This is a genomic window from Ruminococcus sp., from assembly GCF_017549005.1.
Lineage (GTDB): Bacteria > Bacillota > Clostridia > Oscillospirales > Ruminococcaceae > Ruminococcus.
Window position 1 is genome coordinate 1 of record NZ_JAFYYT010000049.1, and the last position, 17,322, is coordinate 17,322.

The window sequence follows — 17,322 nt, forward strand, 5'->3', positions numbered from 1 at the left end:
CAATTACTCTCTGACAAACGTATTTATAGCTCTTGCAGCATTCATGATGATTATTTTTGGTGCGGCAACCGCTAAATCCTCAAGAGTTTTTGATATTCTCAGAAATATCGGAAAGTAAATAACAAAAATGAGCTCTGTTGCACAACAGATCCATTAAAAACTGATAATTGAAAAACAGCCTCCTATGGTAGAATTAAGGAAACTACCATAGGAGGTTTTGTTATTGCAAGGGAGTATAATAATGGCTTAGGCGGTACATTTGACGCAGACTTGAAGAATGAAATGAAGGAGTATCCGCTTGATCGTATTTCGCTGATTGTTGCTCGGGAATATGATGACAAACAACATGAAGGGCTGATCATTTTTGAATCAAGTTAATGTAAGCACCTTTTCCAATTAAGGAACGGTGCTTATTGTATTATTATTTATAAATATCTATATTATTTTTCTACAGTTTTTTCTTCAGAATAACAAATCATTTATGCGGCGGAAAATGTTTAAAATCTTACGATGTATTGATTAATTCGACGAAATATGGTATAATTAATCATATTATTTTTTTGATTTGAGGGTGTAAAAGATGAAAAGAAAGCTTTTCTGTGAGATATCGCCGCTTACATATGCGATCTCGGAGAAAAAATGTATTTTAATGAGGTCTTTGAAGAATTTGTGCAGTATAAAGCACCTTGCAAAGACAAAGCAGAAGGAAAGGCTGCCGTATGTCATTTATAAGCATAATTCGCTTATAAGGCGCAGACTTGGCAATGTAGATATGCGTCTGCAGGAAAACAAAGCCGTAAACCTTTCCATTGCTGCTCCGAAGATAAACAAGATTCTCATTCGGCCTGGCGAGACTTTTTCCTTTTGGTACCTTGTAGGCAATACAACGGAAAATAAAGGCTATAAGGAAGGTCTTACCATATTCGCGGATCATACAGAGCCGGGTATCGGCGGCGGAATGTGCCAGATGACAAATCTTATCCACTGGATGATACTCCATTCCGACCTGAAAATAACCGAGCACCACCACCATGACGGACTTGATCTTTTTCCCGATTTCCAGAGAAAAATACCGTTCGGTACAGGCACGTCGATAATGTATAATTATCTCGATTACCGTTTTAAGAATACGACAAAAAGGACTTATCAGCTCGTGATATATACAACTCCTGAATATCTCTGCGGAGAACTGAGAGCAGACAGCCCTCAGAGATACAAGTATCACGTTAGCGCTGAAAATGTGTTCTTTTCGAGAGAAAACGGAGTAGTTTACCGTAACGGCAAGGTCTATCGCGACAAGGTCGACAAGGTCACCGGAAAACACCTTGAAAAAAAGCTGATACGCCTTAATCACGCAAAGGTGTTATACGATACAAGTGATCTTGAAATAAGAGATATGGACGCACAATGACAAAAAGCCGCTGGTATACGCCAGCGGCTTCGTTTCTTTTATGTAGCGGCAAGAATCTTGCACAGTCAATAATAGAATATGTTTTTTTACCTTGAACCTTGCTATTTATATTATAATATGTTATAATATTAATATCACTTTTTCAGGGGGGGATACAATGTTTACAGGAAAATATAAAATTGCGGACAAGGTCATTGAAGTGACCTCTCTGCATGAGAAAGTCCATAATTATTGTAAGGACTATGCTACAGATGAAGATGCCGATTTTTCGGTAAGAACTTCACAGGAGGACATTGACTTCGAGACTCAGCGCGAGATAAGATGTGCGGAGCGCGAGGGGCGCGAGCCTCTTGATTCGACTGACGACTACCGCGAGGAGCTTGCGGTATACCGGAAGATAGCTGAGAAAATGCCGGATTTTGATACAGTTCTGTTTCACGGTTCTGTTATCGCAGTTGACGGACAGGGATTCCTGTTCACGGCTAAGTCAGGTACGGGAAAGTCTACGCATACAAGGCTGTGGCGCGAATATTTAGGGGATAAGGCTGTCATGGTCAACGATGATAAACCGCTCTTGAAGATCACGGAGAACGGAGTTATCGCATACGGAACTCCGTACAACGGCAAGCATAAGCTGGGCTGCAATATGTCTGTTCCGCTGAAAGGTCTGTGCATACTTACAAGGGGCGAAAAAAACACCATAGTACGCATTGACAAGTCAGAGGCTTACGCAATGCTGCTGCAGCAGGTCTATCGTCCCGTAAAAACGCTGCAAATGGCGAAAACTCTCAGGCTCATCGACGAGCTTGCAGTTAAAACGGAGCTCTACAGGCTTACCTGCAATATGGATATTGAAGCGGCTGAGGTCGCATATAACGGTATGAAAGGTTGATATTTATGAAGATTAACAAGGCTTTTATAACACATGACGACGGAGATCAGAAACTCCTTGTTTCCACGGGTGCAAGCAAGTTCTCGGGACTTGTCCGCAGCAACGAAACAGCAGGCTTTATCATAAGCTGTCTTGAAAAGGATACCACAGAGGCTGAGATAGTTGCAAAAATGCAGAAGAAGTACGACGGACCGAAGGAAGCTATGGAGCGCGATGTGAAGAAGATAATCGACCAGCTCAGAAAAATCGGAGCAATAGATGATTAAGACCACTTATGAGGAGTTCCTCAAAAAAAACGGGGAAATGACCTACAGCAACGTCGGCGTAAGTATGCTTCCGCTGCTGAAGCAGGGAAGAGACCTGTTCACAGTCCGCAAGAAGGGAAAAAAGCGCTGCAAAAAGTACGATGTTGTCCTTTACCGCAGACCGCCCAGCAGCTACGTGCTGCACAGGGTTATCGAGGTGCGTGAAAAGGACTATGTGATCCTCGGCGATAACTGCGTGAACAAGGAATACGGTATCACTGACGACGATATCATCGGCGTGATGACAAGCTTTGTCCATAACGGAAAAAAGCACAGCGTAAATGAGTTCTGGTATCGGTTTTACAGTCATCTGTGGGTCGATTTTGCAGCTTTTCGCATAATTCCCAGACGTTTGAAATACAAACTGAAAAGAATGATAAAGCCATGAAGAAAAACGCGGTAAAATGGCTTTATGCAGTGACAGGCAGAAAAAAATGGAATATCCTTTGGCTGATGATAGTCAATGCGCTTCACGGCGGAAGCGGCGTTCTTTATGCGCTTTTGCTCAGGAATATCGTGGATAATGCTGTCGACGGAAACAGAAGCGGCTTCTTTTACAATGTTCTGATGATAGTCCTGCTTGTACTCGCTCAGGTTGCGATGAGGGCTGTGATGCGCTGGCTGGAGGAACTTTCCCGTGCAACTCTGGAGAACCTTTTCAAGCAGAGACTGCTCAATAATATCCTCAATAAGGACTTCGGAACTGTCAGCGCTGTTCACTCGGGAGAGTGGCTAAACAGGCTCACGAACGATACTATGGTCGTTGCTCAGAACAGCGTGGAGATACTCCCCGGACTTGCGGGAATGATAGTGAAAATGGTCAGTGCAATGGCTATGATGATATTTCTCGACTATCGTTTCGCGCTTGTGCTGCTGCCTGTGGGGATCGTACTGTTTTTCGCTACATACGGCTTCAGAAAGGTGCTGAAAAGGCTCCACAAGAATATACAGGAGCGCGACGGAAAGCTCCGCGTGTACCTGCAGGAGCGCCTCGGCAGTCTTATGATGATACGCTCCTTTGCGGCTGAAAAGCAGACGGAGGAAGAAGCTCTCGGCAGAATGAACGACCACAAGGGTATGCGAATGAAGCGCGTCCGCTTCTCAAATTTCTGCAATATCGGATTTCAGACAGGTATGCAGGGAATGTATGTGGGAGGAGTTATCTACTGCGGCTACGGTATACTCACGGGAGCTATCAGCTACGGAACTCTTACGGCTGTCACTCAGCTCATTTCCCAGATACAGTCACCATTTGCCAATATTACGGCATACCTCCCGAAGTTCTACGCTATGACGGCAAGTGCCGAGCGACTTATGGAAATTGAGGATTTCGAGAACGATTCAGACGTAAAGCCTATGGATATCGGTGAAACCCTCGGCTACTACCGCAGCGGTTTTTCCGCTATGGGACTTGAAAATGCAGAGTTTGCCTACTATCCGTCAGGTGACAGCGTAAGAAAGCTTAACAAGGATTCAATGCCTGTCGTTCTGAAAAACATCAGCGTTGAAGTGAAAAAAGGCCAGTATGTGGCTTTTACGGGACACAGCGGCTGCGGAAAAAGCACAGTCCTGAAACTGCTCATGTGCATTTATAAGCTTGACGGCGGAAGACGCTATATTACCGATAAAAGCGGAAATACAGAGGAGCTTTCTGCACGGTATCACAGACTTTTCGCCTATGTTCCTCAGGGTAATCAGCTTATGAGCGGAACTATCCGCGAAGTTGTATGCTTTGCTGACAAGAGCGGGCTTCACGATGATGAGCGAATAAATAATGCGCTGAAAATAGCCTGTGCCGATGAGTTCGTCAATGAGCTCGACGACGGTGCGGATACTCTTCTCGGCGAGCGCGGAACAGGTCTCTCGGAGGGACAGATGCAGCGTATCGCCATTGCAAGAGCTGTTTATTCACAGTGTCCCATACTGCTTCTCGATGAAGCTACCAGTGCCCTCGATGAAGCTACGGAGAGGAAAGTCCTCGAAAATCTGCATAATATGACGGATAAAACGGTGGTCATAGTTACTCACCGGCCTGCCGCCCTCGATATCTGCGACAGGATATTACAGTTCACGGAAAACGGTGTTATCGAAAAGAAATAATGGAATTACAAGAGCTGCCATGCTTATGTGCAGTACTCGTAAAGAAGTATATATGGGAACTTATCGGGGGAAACCTTTCTGAGGAAAGGTTCTCCCCCGAACCCCCTTCCAAAGACTTTTAACCCAAATTTTTCCAAACAGGACGCCCCCTGTAAGATATACAGAGGGTGTTTTTATTATGTCGGGCGTCCTGTTTGGAAAAATTAAAGCTGGAAGTTTTAGGAAAGGAGTTTGAGGAAGAACCCTTTTTCAAAAGGGTTTTCCTCAATAAACTCTCACAAATACTTCTCTATGCGTATCGCACATAAATGGCGGCTCTTTTCTTATATTTACAGCCTTGCAGGCAGAATATTAAATATGTGTGAGCTATAGCTTTTGATTATAGATGACGATAATCCTTTTGTATTGGACAAATGCCTATCAGTATGGTATGATTAGTTCAGTAAAGAAAACAGGAGTGAGAAAACATGAAAGTTTACAGTAAAATACTTCATTCGGAGCGAATGCGATGTAGCATTTGATACGGGTGTACAATTAATAAGTAAGTATATTTTTGATAATGAAAGGTGATAAATATGAATAACAAGGTTAAATATATTTCGATAGTTGCAGCTCTTTCGCTGCTCACAGGCTGCGGAGCTTTCAACAACAATAAGGCAGACGATACAGCTGCTACAAACGAAGCCACATACAATTCGGCTGACGAGAAGCCTTCTGAGGAAAAGGAATGCTGCAAGGACAAGGAGAAGGACTGCTGCAAGGAAGAGGCTGCCGACTGCTGCGGCGACAGTGCTGAGGCTGTGCTCGAAAAGCCCGATATAAGCATTGGCTACCTCAACTCAACCGCACATCTCCTTGCGTTCGTTGCACAGGAGGAGGGCTACTTCAAGGAGGAGGGACTGAACGTTACTCTCACACAGTTCTCCAGTGCTGCCGAGCTTGTGAACGGTATCGAATCCGACAAGCTTGACGTTGCATTCATAGGCTCTGTACCTACTCTCACTTTCCTCAGCCAGGGACATGAGATTTCAGTCATCGGAGGAGCAATGACAAACGGTCACGGCTATGTTATCAAGCCCGAATTCGCTGACAAGGACGAGCTCGGAGTTGAGATACTCAAGGGCAGGAACGTTGCTTCCGTAAAGAACAGCGTTCAGGACGCAGAGCTCCAGATACTTCTTAAAAATGCAGGCATTGAGACAGGCGAGGGTGAAGACAAGGTAAATATCGTTTACTTTGACAGTCAGAAGGACGCCTATGCAGCTCTTCTCAACAAGAATATCGACGCAGCTTCTGCTTATTCGCCTTATACTTCACTTGCGAAGTCACAGGGCTACAGGGTCGTTTACTACTGCGCTCACGAAAAGGCTCTCGAGAACCAGCCCTGCTGCCGTCAGGTCGCAAAGACCTCGGAGGTAAAGGATAACCCCAATACATTCACAGCTCTTGAAAGAGCATTCATAAAGGCTTACCACTTTACACAGACAGACCACGAAAAGACGGTCAAGGACGTTAAGAAGTACATCGACATAGATGAGGCTTTCATCGACACAGAGGTATACGGCGGCTACAGTGTATCAAGTCCCGATCCTGACAAGCAGGGAACTCTTACCCTCAAGGATACTATCGTTGAGCTGGGCTACACAGAGGACTTCGACATCGAGCCGCACTACAACACAGATATCTACAAACAGGCTCTCGAAAGCATTCTTGCAGAGGGCAGCGATGATATCTACGCATCATTAAAGGAGCATTTTGATGACTACGAATAAAATTGAGATAAAAGACCTTACGGTCAATTACATTGAAAACAAGCGAAGCTTCAACGCTCTCCACGACGTTTCATTCGGCGTTGGCAGAGGAGAGTTCGTCAGTGTTATCGGAGCCAGCGGCTGCGGAAAGTCCACGCTTCTCAGTGTGCTTGAGGGACTTTATACTCCTGCAGGCGGCTCGGTGCAGATAGACGGCAAGGAGCTTCACGGCACAGGCACAGAGCGAGGAGTGGTTTTCCAGCACTACTCCCTGTTCCCGTGGATGACTACAAAAAAGAACATCGAGTTCGGCATAAAGCAGTCGCGCCACGACGTAAAGCGCAGCGAACGCGCAAAGATAGCCGACGAGTTCCTTACAAAGGTTGGACTTACAGGCTTCGGGAACAAGTTCCCCTCGCAGCTCTCGGGCGGTATGCAGCAGAGAGCCGCTATCGCAAGAGCCCTTGCAATGGACACGGAGATACTTCTCATGGACGAACCGTTCAGCGCTATCGACGCAAAGAACCGCGTTATCCTGCAGGAGCTCCTTCTCAAACTCTGGGAGGGCGACGGCACCGAGGAGCGCAAGACAGTTGTGTTCGTGACTCATGATATCGACGAGGCTATACTTCTTTCCGATAAGATAGTAGTGCTCACAGCTCACCCGGGTACAGTAAATGAGGTCGTGAACGTACCTTTCGAGCGTCCCCGCAGACGTGAGGACCTGGTAAAGACCGACGAGTACGGACAGTTCCGCAACAGACTGCTCTCACTTCTCTACAGCGATATTGCCGAGCGTATCGGCGGAGACGAGGTGGTATTATGACGCTTAAAAAAAGATACCTCCGCGTAACACATCTGCTGTTCATAGCGCTGATACTCATACAGTTCCTGCCAGACAGGTCGACAAAGGACGTATTTACAGGCTCTCTCATAGCCTTTGCTGTGGGACTTGAAGTCATCGTGCTTGCGGCTTCGTCGTTTATCAAAAAGGAAGAGGGAGTTTCGCTTCTTCTCGATATTGCAGGCTTTGTCTACGTACTTCTCGGAGTATGGTCACTTGCAACGGCAAAGTACAACGTGCTCAACGACCTGCTTTTCCCTGCCCCCGGCAAGGTGATACACCAGTTTACCGAGGACAGGTCGGCTATCCTCACAAATATTGTGAGCTCTCTCGGAACTACTGTCAAGGGCTTTCTCCTTGCGGCAGCTGTAGCTATACCGCTGGGACTTTTCATAGGCTGGAGCGCAAGAGTTGGCGGAGCTGCCACATACATCACCAAGTTTTTCAGCTCAATACCGCCGATAGTCTACATTCCCTACGGAATAGCGCTTCTTCCCACGTTCAAGTCGGTGTCCGTATTCGTTATCTTCCTCGCCACATTCTGGCCTGTATTCGCAGGCACAATGAGCGGAGTCCTCGGCGTGGACAAGAAGATAATCGACTCGGCAAAGGTGCTCAACGTAAGCAAGCCCGAAATGCTGTTCAGAGTTATACTCCCTGCGTCACTGCAGCAGATATTCCTGGGCTGCAATCAGGGACTGAGCGTGTCATTCATACTCCTTACATCTGCGGAGATGATAGGCGCAAGGGACGGTATGGGCTACTATGTCAAGTATTATTCCGATTTCGGCGACTATACACGTACTATCACAGGACTTCTCGTTATCGGTTTCGTAGTGATCGCTGTGACTTTCCTGTTCAACAAGCTCCAGAACCGGCTTTTAAGGTGGAAACGATAAGCGCAGAGCCTGCGTACCTTTAAGGTGGAAAAAATGAAAAAATATAAGATGATAAAGCCGAAGAGCGATGATTGTTCGTTCTTTGGCTTTCTTTATTTCAGAACGGGGATACGCAATGCTGTCTGTTCTTCGGAGTTTTTTGGTTGAGAGGGGAGAGTTGATTCCATGTTTACATCTTTACATCTTGCCATGTTACAATCTTACAACCTTGCAATCTTACAACCTTGCAATCTTACAACCTTGCAATCTTACAACCTTAAAGACAATATACTTTAGTGATTTAAACCATTCAAGATTGTAAGAAAGTAAGCACGCAGCCTTTTCATACTTGACGGAACTAACGTTTATCGGTTACTGTTTCTTTGCTCTTAGCGCCAAAGTTGCAAAATCTATAAATCTTGTGTAAATAATAGGACAATTCTATAACTATCGCCGAATATAGTTCAAACCTATTGACATGATATGCAAACTATGCTATAATACATACAGTTCCGATAGGAATACAGAAGATTAATGAAAAGGAGTGCTGAACATGAGAACAAATATGATGTGTTGTATGCAGTGTTGTTGTATGAACAAGTCAAACGATATCCGTATTCTGCATACCTGTGCTCAGCGATGTTGCGTCATCTCCTGACTTTAAGCGAGTAAAACGTTATGCGTGGAATGCGAATGTCATTCTGCGCATTTTTTGTTATGGAGAGGTTACTATGATAGACGAAAGAGAAAGCGTTACCGCCAAGATATGCGCCTTTGTGAGAGCATGGCACTCCAACAGGGCGCGGCAGAAGATATACGACGACTACCTTGCATACGATATGCTCGGCAAGGAGGAATACGACAGCATTTACGATTTCATCCGCAGCGGACTCGGGAGCTCACAGCAGTTCTCACGGGAGGACACAGAGCAGATAATCAGCGAGTACTTCGCACCCATACCGCTTTCGAGGATACACTTCAACGAGAGCAGACTTGCTGACTTCGCAGGTGAGAACGGGAAGATACAGTACGTTATATGCGGAGCAGGTTCGGACACGTTCGCGTTCCGCAACGACAACAGGGACATTGAGGTATTCGAGATAGACCACCCCGACACTCAGCGCTACAAGCTTGAGAAGATAAGGGAGCTTGAATGGAATATACGCGGTAATGTCCACTACGTTCCCGTAGACTTTGAAAAGGAGCGAATGTGCGACAAGCTCCTTGCGGCAGGCTTTGACCCGAATAAAAGGACGTTTTTCAGCATTCTCGGAGTTACCTACTACCTTACACTTGACGTATTCACCGATACGCTGAAACAGATGTCTGAGCTTTCAGCTCTCGGCAGCGAGCTTGTCTTTGATTATCCCATAAAAACAGGAGAATTTCCGCGGAGAGTCGCAAGACTTGAACAGATAACGGAAGATCTCGGAGAGGTCATGCGCGGCGGCTATGATTACAATGAAGTTTCCCGTGCGCTGTACTCTCTCGGCTTTCAGATAGATACGTATATGCCCCCCGAAAAGGTGCAGAGAGAGTACTTCGACGGCAGGGAGGACGGCCTGAAAGCATTTGAAAACGTCAGCCTGATATCGGCAAGCTATACCGCAGGCTATGATTATGAATAAGCCTTTAGCCGCTGACGCGGACGATCAATGAATCATTTCGCCGTAAGGCGATATCAACGGCTAATGGCTGAATAAAAAGGAGAATTATTATGAGCAGTTATAAAAATACAGAAACAGCACTTATACACGGAGGTATCTCCATTGACGAGCGTACAGGCGCTGTGAATATACCTATTTACCAGACCTCCACCTACAAGCAGGACGGTCTCGGAAAAATGCGCGGCTATGAGTACTCGCGCACAGGCAATCCCACCCGTGAAGCTCTTGAAGCTCTCATTGCCGACCTTGAAGGCGGCGTTGCAGGCTTTGCGTTCGGCTCCGGAATGGCAGCTCTTACGGCAGTTCTCAGCTTGCTTCACAGCGGCGACAGGGTACTCATATCGAGCAACGTTTACGGCGGTACGTTCCGCCTGCTGAGCAAGGTCTTCGACCACTTTGACATCACGTATACTATCGCGGATACTACCGACCTGACAGTTTACGAAAGTCAGATAAGCTCAGACGTAAAGGCAGTAATCATTGAGAGCCCTGCAAATCCTCTCATGACAGTCACCGATATAAAGGCAGTAGCAGAGGTATCCCACAGACACGGACTTCTTGTTATCGTGGACAATACATTCATGACGCCCTATCTTCAGAAGCCCCTTGAGCTTGGCGCTGATATCGTAGTCCACAGCGCTACCAAGTACCTCGGCGGTCACAGCGACGTTGTTTCGGGACTTGCAGTAGTCAATTCAAAAGAGCTTGCGGAGAAGATAGCTTTCATTCAGAACTCCACGGGAGGAGTACTGGGACCCTTTGATTCCTTCCTCCTTATCCGCGGCATAAAGACTCTTGCAGTCCGCATGGACAGACACACTGAAAATGCCGTAAAGGCTGCGGAGTTCCTTGAACAGCACAAAGCTGTCAGGAACGTCTACTACCCTGGACTGAAAAGCAGTCAGGGCTATGAGATAAACCGCAGACAGGCAAAGAACGGCGGAGCTATGATATCCTTTGAGCTCCATGAGAACTACGATATAAACACATTCTTCGAGAGCCTGGAGCTTGTTTCACTTGCAGAGAGTCTCGGCGGAGTGGAGTCCCTTGTATGCCACCCCGCGACCATGACCCACGCCTCCATACCTGCGGACATACGCAAAAAGGTGGGAATAACCGACGGACTTATCCGTTTATCCGTGGGAATCGAAAATATTGAAGATATTTTGGCGGATATTCAGCAGGCTATTGCAAAATCAGAGAGAAAGTGAGATAATATATATGAGGTACTATGATTCAATGCAGGCTCTCATCGGCGATACACCGCTGGTAAGGCTTGGAAATATAGTAAAAGGCGAGGGCGTGAACGTCTTTGCGAAGCTTGAACTCTATAACCCCTCGGGAAGCGTCAAGGACCGCACGGGACTTTACATGATAAACGACGCCGAGAAGAAAGGACTTCTTAAAAAAGGCGGCACTATCGTTGAAGCTACCGCAGGCAATACAGGTCTCGGAATAGCCTTTGCGGCACTTAACCGCGGCTACAGGATAATATTCGTAGTTCCCACGAAATTCTCCGCAGAGAAGCAGTCTCTGCTCCGCGCACTTGGTGCGGAGGTGATAAACACTCCCCGTGAAAAGGGAATGCTTGGAGCAGTAGCAAAGGCAGAGGAAATAAAGGCTCAGATACCCGGTTCTGTCTCGTTGGAGCAGTTCAGGAATCAGAGCAATCCTCTGGCACACTATGAGACCACAGGAAGAGAGATATATGAAGCTCTCGACGGCAGGATAGACTATGTTGTGGCAGGTGCAGGCAGCGGCGGTACATACACGGGAATACTCCGCTATATCAAGGAGAGAGTTCCCTCTGCAAAGGGCGTGCTTGCCGACCCTGTAGGCTCAACAATGGGCGGCGGTGAGCACTCGGACTACAACATCGAGGGTATAGGAAACGATTTTATTGCTGAGACAATGGATATGTCCCTTGTGGACAGCGTAATAAAGGTAAACGACGATGAAGCTTTCAGCACAGCCCGTCTGCTTGCAAAGACGGAGGGAGTTATCGCAGGCTCGTCCTCGGGAGCGGCTATGGCGGCAGTCCTCAAGCTCATAGAAAGCGGCGCGAAGGGCAATATAGTAACAGTATTCCCCGACCGCGGAGACCGCTATTTCAGTACAGGACTTTACGATTAGTCCGAATCGGCGGAGATTATCCGCCCGAAAAAGGAATGGAGAATCATTATGACTTTACAGCAGCTTAAATACATACTTGCAATATCGGCAACAGGTTCGATGAACAAAGCAGCAGAGCAGCTCTATGTTTCGCAGCCCTCACTGACCTCCTCGGTGCAGGAGCTTGAAAAGGAGATAGGCATCAAGATCTTCAACCGCAGCGGCAGGGGAGTTACCCTTACCAACGACGGCGCAGAGTTCTTACAGTATGCCCGTCAGGTCGTGGGACAGTTCGACGTTCTTGCCGAAAAATATATCAGCAAGGGCAGCGTCAAGAAGAAATTCGGCGTGTCCGCGCAGCATTATTCCTTTGCAGTAAAGGCTTTCGTTGAAATGGTCAAGGAGTTCGATACTGCGGAGTACGAGTTTGCAGTCCGCGAAACAAAGACGGCGGAGGTAATAAGCGATGTTGCCACAATGCGGAGCGAGATAGGCATTATCTACCTCAACGATTTCAACCGTAAGTCCATAACAAAGCTGCTCCACTCCAACGGACTTGAATTCCATACCCTTACAAAGTGCAGTCCCTTTGTTTACCTGTGGAAGGGGCACCCTCTGGCAAAGGAGAGTAAAATAACCTTTGAGCAGCTTGCTGACTATCCGTGCCTTTCATTTGAACAGGGCGACAACAGTACCTTCTATCTTGCGGAGGAGCTGCTCAGTACAGCTGATTATCAGCGTACTATCAAGGCGAATGACCGTGCGACAATGCTGAACCTGATGATAGGACTGAACGGCTATACGCTGTGCTCGGGTATCATATGCGAGGAGCTCAACGGCTCTGACTACATTGCCGTACCCTTTGAGGACGATTCCGACGAGGTCATGGAAATAGGCTATATCACGCTGAAAAACGTGATACTCAGCGAAATGGCTGAGATATACATAGACGAGATAAAGAAATATCTCGGCATATAACTTCCGGCTATAACTCGAAATAACACTTTGGTATTGGACAAATGTCCACAGAGGGTGTATAATAAAATCATACCAAACAGATATGAAATATATGAATATGGAGGATAAATACAATGAGCAGAGATATCAACAATAAGTTCTGGAACGAGGAGCTTGAAACTCTTCCCCGTGAGGAACTGGAGAAGAAACAGCTTGAGGACCTGAAGGAGATCGTGAAGTTCGCTTACGACAACGCTCCCTATTACAAGCGTTCGTTCGATGAGGCAGGCGTAAAGCCCGAGGACATCAGAACTCTTAAGGACATCGAGAAGTTCCCGTTCATCAACAAGAAAACACAGCGCGATACACAGGGCGTAGGATCGTTCCTCGGCGAGCTGGCAGCTGTTCCCGAGGAGGATGTGGTATTCATCTCCACATCGTCGGGCTCAACAGGCGTACCGACAATGAGCCCTTTCACCAAGAAGGACTTCGACGAGTTCCAGGATACCGAGAGCCGCTGGTTCTGGCAGATAGGAATGAGACCGAACGACCGCTATGTACACGCCCTCAACTTCTCACTCTACGTTGGCGGACCTGACGTAATAGGCGCACAGAACCTGGGAGCTTTATGTATCTGGGGCGGTACTCTCCCAAGCGAGAGACTTCTCTTCATACTGAAAACATATCAGCCTACAGTTATCTGGACTTCGCCCTCATACGCATGGCAGCTGGGCGAAAAGGCTCTCAAGGCCGGCTACGACCCGAAGAAGGACTTCAACATCAAGAAGATCATCGTTGCAGGCGAGCTCGGCGGCTCTATCGACGCTACAAGAAAGGCTATTGAGGACATCTGGGGAGCCGAGGTATTCGACTTCTATGGTCTGTCCGATATTTTCGGAGCCTGCGCTGCACAGTGCGAATACCACGACGGACTTCACATCGCAGAGAACCATATCCTTGTCGAGACAGTTGATATACATACAGGAGAGGTCCTCGAACCCGGTCAGACAGGCGAGCTTGTATTCACAACTCTCCGCAAGCACGCAAGGCCGCTTATCCGCTTCAAGACAGGCGATATCGGACGTATCGACACTACAAAGTGCAAATGCGGACGTACTCACGGAAGAATACATATCCTCGGCAGAAAGGACGATATGTTCATTGTTTCCGCTGTTAACGTATTCCCGAGCGATATCGAGGCTGTTATCCGCGAGCAGAGCGACCTGACCGGCGAGTACCTTATCCGTATCTTCGAGAAGGACTTCACAAGCAAGTATGCTGTCGAAGTTGAAAAGGCAACAGGCGTTCCGAAGGATGACGAGACAGTTGCAGCCGAGGTAAGCGCAGCCCTCAAGGCACGTATCGGCGTTAAGCCTGCAAAGGTGATCGTTCACCCCGACGGCGGACTCGATACACGTTCCGAGCACAAGTCAAGACGTGTAATCGACGAGAGAAATATTGACTACAACATTTAATGATGTTAAAATATATGGGGGTGATTACTCGCCCCCTGAATTTTTATTTAGTCTGAGTTGAGAATTTAGAGTTGAGAATTGAGGGTTAATGTGTCTGCTTCGCGTAAGTCGGTACAGCAGCTCTCAGCTCTGCATTCTTGACTCTTAACTTTAAGGAGGAAAAATATGCCAGAACTTTCAAACCGCACAGCAACCTTTACCGATTCCGTCATCAGACGTATGACGAGAATTTCAAATAAATACGGCGCGATCAATCTTTCACAGGGATTTCCCGATTTTGAGCCGCCGAAAGAGATACTTGACAGACTCGCAGAGGTCACAAGGGAGGATTTCCACCAGTACTCCATAACATGGGGAGCTCAGAACTTCCGCGAGGCTCTTGCGGAGAAGCAGTCCCGCCTCATGGGACGTCAGATAGACCCGAACGGCGAGATAGTAGTTACCTGCGGAAGCACGGAAGCTATGATGGCGGCAATGATGTCCGTTACAAATCCCGGGGACAAGGTGATCGTATTCTCCCCTTTTTATGAGAATTACGGTGCTGATACCATTCTCTCGGGAGCAGAGCCCATATACGTTCCGCTCATACCGCCTGAGTTCAGCTTTGACGCAGACGTACTTGAAGCTGCTTTCAAGCAGCACCCGAAGGCGCTGATCCTCTGCAACCCCTCAAATCCCTGCGGCAAGGTCTTCACCCTTGAGGAATTGCAGATAATCGCAGACCTTGCAAAAAAGTACGACACCTTCGTTATCACCGACGAAGTCTACGAGCATATAGTTTATGCGCCCCATAAGCACGTTTATTTTGCAAGTCTGCCCGATATGTGGGAGAGGACTATCTCATGCTCGTCACTTTCAAAGACTTATTCCATAACGGGCTGGAGACTTGGCTATGTTATAGCTCCGCCGAACATAATTGATACCGTGAAAAAGGTACACGATTTCCTCACAGTCGGAGCAGCCGCGCCCCTGCAGGAAGCAGCTGTTACGGGACTTCGCTTCGGCGACGATTACTACAGATGGCTGCAGGACAAGTACACAGAGAAGCGCGACCTTTTCCTGAAAGGTCTTGACGATATCGGCATACAGCATACCGTTCCTCAGGGAGCTTACTATATACTCCTTGATATTTCGGAGTTCGGCTACAGCAGCGATCTTGTTTTCTGCGAAAAGCTTGCGGAATACGTGGGAGTAGGAGCTGTTCCGGGTTCGAGCTTCTTCAGGGAGCCCGAGAACCGCTACATAAGGTTCCATTATGCAAAGAAGAACGAGACTCTTGAAAACGCACTTGAACGTCTTAACGATATCAGAAAGAAAATGCCGAAGGAGTGATAATATGAAGACGATCGCGAGTTTTACGGTTGACCACGACAAGCTTGAAAAGGGAATGTACATCTCACGTATAGACGGCGACGCCGTTACCTATGATATACGCATGAAGAAGCCTAACGGAGGAGATTATCTCAGCAACGGAGCTCTCCACACATTCGAGCATTTATTTGCTACCTATGCGCGCAACAGCGAGTACTCGGACAGCGTTATCTATGTGGGACCCATGGGCTGCCGCACAGGCTTTTATCTCATACTGAGGGACAGCGTTTCACATGAGCAGGCAATAGCGCTTGTACAGGAAAGCTTCCGTTTTGTAGCAGGTTTCAGCGGAAAGATACCGGGCTCTGAGCGAAAAGAGTGCGGCAACTATCTTGAACACGACCTTGCAGGTGCAAAGGCTGTTGCAGAGGATATGCTGAGAGTACTTGAAAACTATTCAGCTGAACAGCTGAATTATTAAAGCCAGTTACTCCATATTCATAAGAAAGAGCCGCAGATCAGATGAACTGCGGCTCTTTTGATATATTCTGTTCGTCTTATTATACACCGAAGAGAAGCTTGTCGTATGTCGGGAACGGATAGTAGTCCTCGGCAGTTACGGTCTCAGCCTTGTCAGCAGCTGCACGGAGCTTATCCATTGCAGGGAGCATTGTATCACGGACAAACTCGGATGCTGCAATTATCTCGGTTATGCCCTTGAACTTTGCAACAGCAGCTTCAAGCTTTGTTGTAGCAGAGTCCATTTCGTCGATGAGCTCAGAGAGTTCGGAAACAAGTCTTGTCTCGTACTTGCAGGCTACCTTTGAAACGCTCTTCTTCATTGAAACAGCAGAAGCTGTATCAGCTGCAAACCTTGCAACAGCAGGGATTATCTCCTTACGGGCCATATCGACCATTGTAACAGCTTCGATGTTGACTGTCTTTACGTAGTTTTCAAGCATGATGTCGCGGCGTGAGAATATCTCAGCCTCGGTGAATATACCATGCGATGTGAGCATATCCACATTCTTCTTGTCGCAGATATGGGGCATTGCGTCTGCTGTAGTTTTCAGGTTGAGGAGACCGCGCTTTTCAGCTTCTTTTATCCATGCGTCGTCATAGCCGTTGCCGTTGAAGATGATTCTCTTGTGCTCCTTGATAGTCTTCTTGATAAGGTCGTGGAGTGCCTTGTTGAAGTCCTTGGCCTTTTCAAGCTTGTCTGCGAACTGCTTCAGTTCCTCTGCAACAGCAGCGTTGAGGTGAATGTTAGCGCATGAAATGCTGTTGGAAGAACCAAGCATACGGAACTCGAACTTATTACCTGTAAATGCAAATGGGGAAGTTCTGTTACGGTCAGTGGAATCCTTGCTGAACTTGGGCAGAACATCAACGCCAAGCTGCATTTTTTCCTTCTTTGTGCCGCCGTATGGCTTATCAGCCTCGATAGCGTCCAGAACAGCTGTGAGCTCGTCGCCGAGGAAGATAGAGATAACAGCAGGAGGAGCTTCGTTAGCACCAAGTCTGTGGTCATTGCCTGCAGTTGCAACGGACAATCTCAGAAGATCCTGATAATCGTCAACAGCCTTGATAACAGCTGCAAGGAAGAGCAGGAACTGTGC

General features: G+C 47.3%; 15 protein-coding genes and 1 pseudogene. 15 read left to right on the plus strand and 1 reads right to left on the minus strand.

All coding sequences use genetic code 11. The features are described 5' to 3' along the window. The first annotated feature begins 580 nt into the window (after positions 1-580). From IKW96_RS12505 to IKW96_RS12575, 15 genes are all read left to right on the plus strand, one after another. Positions 581-1,411 (plus strand): VanW family protein, encoded by an 831-nt coding sequence (locus IKW96_RS12505; protein WP_296575387.1) that lies wholly within the window; start codon positions 581-583, stop codon positions 1,409-1,411. A 157-nt stretch (positions 1,412-1,568) separates the two neighbouring features. Further along, positions 1,569-2,303: a hypothetical protein gene (locus IKW96_RS12510; RefSeq protein WP_296575390.1), complete on the plus strand. Its 735-nt coding sequence runs from the start codon at positions 1,569-1,571 to the stop codon at positions 2,301-2,303. A 5-nt stretch (positions 2,304-2,308) separates the two neighbouring features. After that, a complete protein-coding gene (locus tag IKW96_RS12515) occupies positions 2,309-2,569 on the plus strand; it encodes a PqqD family protein (RefSeq protein WP_296575393.1) in 261 nt (86 codons plus the stop codon). Then, positions 2,562-2,996: a S24/S26 family peptidase gene (locus IKW96_RS12520; RefSeq protein ID WP_296575396.1), complete on the plus strand. Its 435-nt coding sequence runs from the start codon at positions 2,562-2,564 to the stop codon at positions 2,994-2,996. Before IKW96_RS12515 ends, IKW96_RS12520 begins: the two co-directional genes overlap by 8 nt. Beyond that, positions 2,993-4,708, plus strand: a complete 1,716-nt coding sequence (locus IKW96_RS12525; RefSeq protein ID WP_296575397.1) for an ABC transporter ATP-binding protein — start codon at positions 2,993-2,995, stop codon at positions 4,706-4,708. The genes IKW96_RS12520 and IKW96_RS12525 overlap by 4 nt, the downstream gene beginning before the upstream one ends. Before the next feature lie 575 nt (positions 4,709-5,283). Next, the gene (locus IKW96_RS12530) at positions 5,284-6,480 is read left to right on the plus strand and encodes an ABC transporter substrate-binding protein (RefSeq protein ID WP_296575399.1); all 1,197 of its coding nucleotides are present in this window, start codon (positions 5,284-5,286) and stop codon (positions 6,478-6,480) included. Continuing rightward, a complete protein-coding gene (locus IKW96_RS12535; RefSeq protein WP_296575402.1) occupies positions 6,467-7,285 on the plus strand; it encodes an ABC transporter ATP-binding protein in 819 nt (272 codons plus the stop codon). Before IKW96_RS12530 ends, IKW96_RS12535 begins: the two co-directional genes overlap by 14 nt. Further along, positions 7,282-8,202 carry an ABC transporter permease gene (locus tag IKW96_RS12540; RefSeq protein ID WP_296575406.1) on the plus strand — a complete coding sequence of 307 codons (921 nt, stop codon included), beginning with the start codon at positions 7,282-7,284 and terminating at the stop codon, positions 8,200-8,202. The genes IKW96_RS12535 and IKW96_RS12540 overlap by 4 nt, the downstream gene beginning before the upstream one ends. 710 nt (positions 8,203-8,912) lie before the next feature. Further along, positions 8,913-9,809: a class I SAM-dependent methyltransferase gene (locus IKW96_RS12545; RefSeq protein WP_296575408.1), complete on the plus strand. Its 897-nt coding sequence runs from the start codon at positions 8,913-8,915 to the stop codon at positions 9,807-9,809. Positions 9,810-9,898: 89 nt separating this feature from the next. Next, on the plus strand, positions 9,899-11,059 hold the full coding sequence (locus IKW96_RS12550) for an aminotransferase class V-fold PLP-dependent enzyme (protein ID WP_296575410.1): 1,161 nt from the start codon (positions 9,899-9,901) through the stop codon (positions 11,057-11,059). Between the two features lie 10 nt (positions 11,060-11,069). Further along, positions 11,070-11,981 (plus strand): PLP-dependent cysteine synthase family protein, encoded by a 912-nt coding sequence (locus IKW96_RS12555; RefSeq protein ID WP_296575413.1) that lies wholly within the window; start codon positions 11,070-11,072, stop codon positions 11,979-11,981. A gap of 48 nt (positions 11,982-12,029) precedes the next feature. Next, entirely contained in the window at positions 12,030-12,938 is a 909-nt protein-coding gene (locus tag IKW96_RS12560) for a LysR family transcriptional regulator (RefSeq protein ID WP_296575416.1), read from the plus strand. Positions 12,939-13,051: 113 nt separating this feature from the next. Next, positions 13,052-14,392, plus strand: a complete 1,341-nt coding sequence (locus tag IKW96_RS12565; protein WP_296575420.1) for a phenylacetate--CoA ligase family protein — start codon at positions 13,052-13,054, stop codon at positions 14,390-14,392. 165 nt (positions 14,393-14,557) lie between these two features. Beyond that, on the plus strand, positions 14,558-15,724 hold the full coding sequence (locus IKW96_RS12570) for a pyridoxal phosphate-dependent aminotransferase (RefSeq protein WP_296575423.1): 1,167 nt from the start codon (positions 14,558-14,560) through the stop codon (positions 15,722-15,724). A gap of 4 nt (positions 15,725-15,728) precedes the next feature. Beyond that, a complete protein-coding gene (locus IKW96_RS12575; RefSeq protein ID WP_296575427.1) occupies positions 15,729-16,184 on the plus strand; it encodes an S-ribosylhomocysteine lyase in 456 nt (151 codons plus the stop codon). Between the two features lie 79 nt (positions 16,185-16,263). Here the strand turns inward: IKW96_RS12575 and IKW96_RS12580 are convergent. Next, positions 16,264-17,322, minus strand: a pseudogene (locus IKW96_RS12580) (glutamine synthetase type III); the annotation flags it as partial.